Origin of the sequence: Rahnella woolbedingensis (assembly GCF_003602095.1) — a bacterium.
In the GTDB taxonomy this organism is placed as follows: Bacteria; Pseudomonadota; Gammaproteobacteria; order Enterobacterales; family Enterobacteriaceae; genus Rahnella; species Rahnella woolbedingensis.
Map to the genome: position 1 here is coordinate 1 of NZ_RAHH01000057.1, position 7,031 is coordinate 7,031.

Here is a 7,031-nt window from a genome sequence, read left to right on the forward strand (position 1 = left end):
TGTTTTGTAAACTTCGTCACCCCACCAGTTCATCAAGTCACGCCTATTTTCTAAGTATGTAGAACGATTATAGGCACGTCTAACGTCATTTTTATCACAGTGAGCCAGTGCTGCTTCAATTACATCTGCATTAAATTCAGCCTCATTCATAGCTGTGCTGGCTATAGAACGTAAACCATGAGCAACGAGTTTCCCGCCATAGCCTATCCTTTTTAATGCTGCATTAGCTGTCTGGCTGTTCATTGGATTGCGCGGGTCATTCCGGCTAGGGAATACGTACTGACGATTACCACTAATTGGACGCATGATTTCCAGCAACTCTAAGGCTTGATCCGACAACGGGACTATATGGTCACGCTTTGCCTTCATACGTTCTGCCGGAATACACCACTGCTTATTCTCTATATCGATCTCTGACCAGGCTGTTGCCGATGCTTCGGCAGGGCGTATTAGCGTCAGTAACTGCCATTCAAGCAGGCAGCGGGTTGGTATCGACAAGTTGCTCATTGAAATGGTGCGCATCAACTTGGGCAGTTCTTCGGGGCGTATTGTGGGCATGTGCTGCTTCTTAGGGCGCTCGAAAGCATTACCGATACCTGAAGCTGGATTTGCCTCAATCAACCCAACATTGACGGCATAAATCATTATCTCGTTTATGCGTTGTACTAAACGCCGAACAGTCTCTAATGCTCCCCGCGCTTTGATTGGTTCCAACACCTGGATCAAAGTGCGTGCTTTTAGCTCCTGAACAGGAACATTTTCAATACTGGGCAGGATGTCTTTCTCAATGGAACGCCAGATATCTTTACCGTGGTCTGCGCTAACGTGACTTTGCTTCAGCTCGAACCATTTACGTGCCACATTGACGAAAATGCTTTCCTGAGCGATCTGGAGCTTTTCAGCTTCTTCCCCAGCTCTTGCTTGTGGATCAATCCCTTTTACTAACATCGCCAGCTTCTGAGCGCGCACCTCTCTTGCATCAGCCAGTGAAAGTGCAGGGTAAGCGCCAAGGCTGATCATGGTGCGTTTTGATGTGTTAGGAACCTGATAGCGGAAACGCCAAATTTTCTTGCCGGTGGTTTTGACCAGGAGAAAGAGTCCGTCACCGTCATGCAATGTGAGATCTTTATCGGTGGCTTTGGCTTTTTGTACTTCGGTGTGGGTGAGGGGGCGTGTAGTCCGCGCCATGCAAGGATCTTCCCTAATTGGTATACGTTTATTGGTATATATCTTAGCGTATACCAATTCGTATACCAATAGACGCCGGTTTCAGGCGGATCTTCTCGGACTTCTACAGACACAAAAAAGCCCGCAAACCTAGGAGGGATGCGGGCTTTCAGGACTTCTCCGGACTTATCTGGTAATAACCGGATCATTATTTGGTGGAGCTGGGGGGATTTGAACCCCCGTCCGAAATTACTACACCGTCGGCACTACATGCTTAGTCCAATCTTTACATTCGCCGGTTAGCTGCGGATGGACACGCCACTAACAAACTATCCTGATTGGGTTTAACGCTTTCACCCCAGGCAAGGTGTCCACGCGATCTCTTTTGGGTTTGACCTCTCTTGATCCCCGTCCTAAGAGCGGAGGCTAGGGAGAGAGGGCTCTTAGCAGGTTATTAAGCTGCTAGGGCGTAGTTTTCGTCGTTTGCGACTATTTTTTTGCGGCTTTTTACGAGGCAAACCGCCCCTCGGCATGCTCCTTGGGCTTCGCAAATCCCGTCGAATCCAGAATCAGCCCCAAGTACTATTACGCAGTATACCAGAAAAAGAACACGCTAAGCCAGAGACTTAGCGGTTTGAGTTCTTCATGATACGTGCTTTGTCTACTTTCCATTCACGATCTTTAATGTCATCGCGTTTGTCGTGCTCTTTCTTACCTTTAGCCAGGCCGATTTTCACTTTTGACCAGGCGTTTTTCCAGTACAAAGAGAGTGCAACGACGGTGTAACCATCACGACTGACTTTTCCGAAAAGCGTTTCTAACTCACGCTTCTTCAACAGTAATTTTCTTGTACGGGTTGGGTCGCAGACGATATGACTCGACGCCACGTTAAGAGGTTGAATGGTTGCGCCAAATAAATAGGCTTCACCGTCGCGGAATGTGACATAGCTGTCAGAGATGTTTGCTTTACCAGCACGCATCGATTTGACTTCCCATCCCTGCAAAGCAAGCCCCGCCTCGATTTCATCTTCAATGAAATATTCATGGCGAGCGCGTTTGTTCATCGCGATAGTCGCGGAACCGGGTTTATGTGCTTTTTTCTTTGTCATAGTGATACTTATTATACTGTAAGCGATGCCGATTGAAATCCCCACGCTGTCAGAGTGGGGTGTTTTTCATGTTTGTGACGACCTGTGCTTCGTAGTTTTTATTACCGCGCGGATAAATGGTATTATCTGTACGTTTTATGACACCTGGAAAATGATATGCCACAGATAAGTCGTTCTGCGCTAGTACCGTTTAGTGTGGAGCAGATGTACACCTTGGTTAATGATGTCGATGCCTATCCGCAGTTTCTGCCCGGTTGTACCGGCAGCCGCATTTTAGAAAATAGCGATACATCCATGACCGCTGCGGTTGATGTTTCGAAAGCGGGCATCAGTAAGACTTTTACGACCAAAAATACGCTCATCAGTAATAAACGCATAGATATGCAACTGGTCGATGGTCCTTTTCGCAAACTGACGGGAGGATGGGATTTTATCGAACTCAGCCCTGATGCTTGTAAGGTTCAGCTTAGTCTTGATTTCGAATTTACCAATAAATTGATTGAGTTAGCATTCGGGAAAATCTTTAAAGAACTGGCAGGCAGTATGGTTCAGGCGTTCACGCTGCGCGCAAAAGAGGTTTACAGTGTCTGAGATCCGCGTTGAAGTGGTATACGCGCTGCCGGAACGTCAGTATCTGCGCACGGTAAAACTGGAAGAAGGGAGCAGCGTGGAGCAGGCGGTTAAGGCTTCCGGGTTGCTGGAGTTACGCAGTGATATCGATTTAAAACAGAACAAACTGGGTATCTACAGCCGTCCGGTGAAGCTTGCTGATACGGTGAATGACGGAGATCGTATTGAGATTTACCGGCCATTAATTGCTGACCCGAAAGAGTTACGGCGGATACGCGCCGAACGTTCTAAAAAATAAGGCGCCTCAGGCGCCTTATTTTTTTACCCTGAAAGATGATTTTTGGCAGTTACCAGAGACCATCACACCGGGGCGATTTATTTTTGATCGCTCAATTTCGGTTTGTTGTCGATGTTAGTCAGTTCACCCGCCTGGTTGAAGGTCAGCGTCAATGTTTGCTGTGTTATACCTTCGTGGCCTGGCTCCTGACGGAACACGTAATACCAAACATCACTGCCAAACGGGTCATGCAGCATCGGCGTGCCAAGAACATAAGCAACTTGTTGTTTAGTCATACCGGTATGAATTTTTTGAACATCAGCAGGAGATAAGTAATTCCCCTGGTTGATATCAGGCCGATAAACCACCTTTTCCAGAGTGGAACAGCCCGCAGTAAGCATTACAAGAGCTACAGCGGCGGCAGTTAGCGTTTTACAGCGCATAGTCATTACATTCCTTTAGGGCATAAGATGCCGATGATAATAGACCTTTCATCAGTTTGAAACCTTTGCGGGGCACCTGTATGACCGCTTAAATGTAAAAAAGTTGAGCTTTTTACGCAGCGAGCAGCTCTTTTGCATTGGCCAGCGTGTTTCGGGTGACTTCACTTCCGCCCAGCAGACGTGCCAGTTCCTGCAAACGCGCCTTTTTATCAAGCCGGTTCATCTGCGTTTCTGTCACTTCGCCGTCGGTTTCTTTGCTGACAAAATAATGCTGATGTCCGCAACCTGCAACCTGAGGCAGGTGAGTCACACACATAACTTGTGTTGATTCCCCTAACTGGCGCAGCAGACGCCCGACAATGGCTGCGGTCGGCCCGCTGATACCGACGTCTACTTCATCGAAGATAAGCGCCGGTGTTTCCATTTTTTGTGCCGTGATCACCTGTATTGCCAGCGCGATACGGGAAAGTTCACCACCGGAGGCTACTTTGGCCAGTGCCTGAAGTGGCTGACCCGGGTTGGTGGTGACCTGGAATTCCATACGGTCAGCCCCTTCCATATTCAGGTGTTCCGGTTCGAACTGGACCTGAATTTTGAATTTACCGTGCGGCATGGAAAGTGCCTGCATGCTTTGGGTGATCAGATGCGTCAACTCATCGGCAAAATACTGGCGTTTTTCGTGCAGCTGTTCAGCGATCGCTACGGCCTGCTGATAATGATGCTGTACCGCTTCGCTCAGCTCCGCCTGATTGGTTTCCTGGTCATTGAGAGCCTGTTGTTCTTCGAGCAACTGGCGGTGTAATTCTGGCAGTTCTTCTGCGCTGACATGGTGTTTGCGCGCGAGATTCATCTGGCGCGACAGGCGCTGCTCCAGCTCATACATACGGTTTGGATCCATATCCAGACGTTCACTGTAGTGGCGCAGTTCATCGCTGGCTTCGCTGACCTGAATAGACGCGTCATCGAGCATCACAATCAGCTCGTTCATTTTGCTGTCGAGCTCAGCCAGTTCAGTCAGCTGATTACGCGCGGTATAAAGCAAACTCACGATGTTTTGCTCTTCGCCATCAGCCAGAAGATACAATGCGCTCTGGCTCAGGGAAAGCAGCTGTCCGCTGTTTGCCAGACGTTTGTATTCTTCATCTATTTGTTCGTACTCACCGGCCTGTGGGGCGAATTCGTTCAGCTCTTTCAACTGATACTGCAATAGCTGACGGCGTGACTCACGCTCGCTGACCTGTTGCTGATATTGCGCCAGCTGACGGCAACTCTGATGCCAGTTTTGGTAAGCTTTACGCATTTCGGCCAGCAGCATAGGCTGATCGGCATAAGCATCGAGTAAATCTTTCTGATGCTCAGGTTTGAGTAAAAGCTGATGGGCATGTTGTCCGTGAATTTGGATCAGATGCTGTCCGAGTTCACGAAGCTGTGACAGGGGAACGGGTGTGCCGTTAATGAAACCGCGCGAACGACCATCGCTGCTGATGGTGCGGCGCAGCAGGCAATCCTGCCCTTCGTCGAGCTGATTTTCTGCCAGCCAGTTTTTTGCCGAAGGTGTATCAGCCAGAGTGAAGCGCGCGCAGATGTCTGCACGACTGGCACCCAGGCGCACCATGCTGCCGTCTGCGCGATTGCCGAGACAAAGCCCTAGCGCATCGATAGCGATGGACTTACCGGCACCGGTTTCACCGGTGATTGCCGTCATACCGGCATGAAAATCGATTTCTAATTCGCGGACAATGGCAAAGTTACTGATAGTTAATTGCGCCAGCATGATCACCTTCCTGTACATAACAACAGACCTGTAATTACATACAGTATAAACTGGTTTTATATACAGTAAAGGGGCTGGCGAATTATTTTTATCTGTTCAGAAGAGTTTTTTTGACCATCCGAGTTTTGTGCTTAATGTGTTGAAATAGCTGTAGTCTTTCGGGTGGATCAGATTCAGGTGAAACTCGCTGCGGCGGATAACCACTTCTTCACCCGGCTGGATCGGCAGGGCAATCTGGCTGTCGCAGCTGATTTCCAGGTCATTGCTCATATGTGAGAACCGCAGACAAATTGTACTGCTGCTGTTAATGACCAGCGGGCGCGCAGAAAGTGTGTGCGGGAACATCGGCACCAGCGCGATAGCTTCCAGCGTCGGTGTGAGGATCGGGCCGCCACCTGAAAGCGAATACGCGGTCGAGCCGGTCGGTGTTGAAATGATCAGACCATCCGAGCGCTGGGAAAAGGCAAATTTGTCGTCAATATAGACTTCAAATTCAATCATGTGCGCGACTTTACCCGGATGAAGGACAACTTCATTAATGGCGGTGCTGACGCGACATTGTTGGTCTTTGCAGCGTACCATGGCCTCCAGCAGGAAACGTTGTTCGCTGATATATTCGCCCTGCAGAACGTCATCGAGCTGCTGCAAAGCGTTGTCCGGATCCAGGTCGGTCAGAAAACCGAGATTGCCACGGTTGATGCCGATGACTTTGATGTCGTAACGCGCAAGAACGCGCGCGGCGCCCAGCATGTTACCGTCACCGCCGACAACAACGGCCAGATCAGCCAGTTTGCCGATTTCCGCCAGACTGCCTGTAGTCGCGTCTTCCAGAGCTAAATCTTGCGCCACCTGTCGCTCAACAATGACCTGATAACCTTTTGAGATTAACCAGTGGTAAAGCATTTCATGGGTGGCAAGTGCCGAAGGATGACGAGGGTGTCCGACGATCCCAATGCACTCAAATTTTTTATTCATCGCTGTGGTTATCCTCAGCAGGTTGTGATGACTCCTGCATTATGACCGGTTTCATTAAAAACCAAACCTTGAAACCCCGGTTTTGATCCCCATAATAAGCCAACTAGCAAGATTAATGCTAAAACGCGGAGAGATTCATGAGTAGTAAAGAACATAAGACACCTGACGAGCAAGTCTCTGAAGAACTGAATCAGGAACAAGAGCTGCATGCGCAAGCGGAAACTCAGGCGGCAGATGTCGTTGATCCGCGCGATGAACGTATTGCTGAATTGGAAGCACAGCTGAAAGAACTCCAGCAGCGTGAGCGCGACAGCCTGCTGCGTGCGAAAGCGGAAGTAGAAAACATCCGTCGCCGTACCGAACTGGATATCGAGAAAGCGCATAAATTCGCTCTGGAGAAATTTTCCGGCGAGCTGTTGCCAGTTATCGATAATCTGGAACGTGCTCTGGATCTGGCTGATAAATCCAATTCAGAACTGGCAGGTTTGATTGAAGGCGTCGAGCTGACCCTGAAATCTCTGCTGGATGCTGTGCGCAAGTTCGGTATGGAAGTGGTTGGCGATATTCACGTGCCTTTCAATCCTGAACTGCACCAGGCGATGACGATGATGGAATCCGAAGAGCTGGAACCTAATCACGTGCTGATGGTGATGCAGAAGGGTTACACGCTGAACGGCCGTCTGTTACGCCCTGCGATGGTTGCGGTTTCCAAAGCC

General features: G+C 49.3%; 8 protein-coding genes and 1 other RNA gene. 3 read left to right on the forward strand and 6 right to left on the reverse strand.

Annotation, left to right across the window (positions count from 1 at the left end; all coding sequences use genetic code 11):
* From D6C13_RS24745 to smpB, 3 genes are all read right to left on the reverse strand, one after another.
* Window positions 1-1,188, reverse strand: a 1,188-nt coding sequence (locus D6C13_RS24745) for an integrase domain-containing protein (RefSeq protein WP_120135276.1), incomplete at its 3' end; no start/stop codon positions are given.
* Between the two features lie 192 nt (window positions 1,189-1,380).
* Window positions 1,381-1,744: a transfer-messenger RNA gene (gene ssrA / locus D6C13_RS24750) on the reverse strand.
* Window positions 1,745-1,793: 49 nt separating this feature from the next.
* Window positions 1,794-2,276, reverse strand: coding sequence for an SsrA-binding protein SmpB (gene smpB, locus D6C13_RS24755; protein ID WP_112288217.1), 483 nt, complete (start codon window positions 2,274-2,276; stop codon window positions 1,794-1,796).
* A gap of 156 nt (window positions 2,277-2,432) precedes the next feature.
* Here smpB and D6C13_RS24760 point away from each other — a divergent pair, with 156 nt between their 5' ends.
* Window positions 2,433-2,867 carry a type II toxin-antitoxin system RatA family toxin gene (locus D6C13_RS24760; RefSeq protein ID WP_013576738.1) on the forward strand — a complete coding sequence of 145 codons (435 nt, stop codon included), beginning with the start codon at window positions 2,433-2,435 and terminating at the stop codon, window positions 2,865-2,867.
* Window positions 2,860-3,144 (forward strand): RnfH family protein, encoded by a 285-nt coding sequence (locus D6C13_RS24765; RefSeq protein WP_120135277.1) that lies wholly within the window; start codon window positions 2,860-2,862, stop codon window positions 3,142-3,144. The genes D6C13_RS24760 and D6C13_RS24765 overlap by 8 nt, the downstream gene beginning before the upstream one ends.
* Before the next feature lie 77 nt (window positions 3,145-3,221).
* Here the strand turns inward: D6C13_RS24765 and bamE are convergent, their stop codons facing one another.
* From bamE to nadK, 3 genes are all read right to left on the reverse strand, one after another.
* Window positions 3,222-3,566 (reverse strand): outer membrane protein assembly factor BamE, encoded by a 345-nt coding sequence (bamE, locus tag D6C13_RS24770; RefSeq protein WP_120135278.1) that lies wholly within the window; start codon window positions 3,564-3,566, stop codon window positions 3,222-3,224.
* Between the two features lie 112 nt (window positions 3,567-3,678).
* Window positions 3,679-5,340, reverse strand: coding sequence for a DNA repair protein RecN (gene recN / locus D6C13_RS24775; RefSeq protein ID WP_167458083.1), 1,662 nt, complete (start codon window positions 5,338-5,340; stop codon window positions 3,679-3,681).
* A gap of 96 nt (window positions 5,341-5,436) precedes the next feature.
* Complete coding sequence (gene nadK, locus D6C13_RS24780; protein ID WP_120135280.1) at window positions 5,437-6,315, reverse strand: NAD(+) kinase; 879 nt, start codon at window positions 6,313-6,315, stop codon at window positions 5,437-5,439.
* Between the two features lie 137 nt (window positions 6,316-6,452).
* Here nadK and grpE point away from each other — a divergent pair.
* On the forward strand, window positions 6,453-7,031 hold a 579-nt coding region (gene grpE / locus D6C13_RS24785; RefSeq protein ID WP_120135281.1), incomplete at its 3' end, for a nucleotide exchange factor GrpE.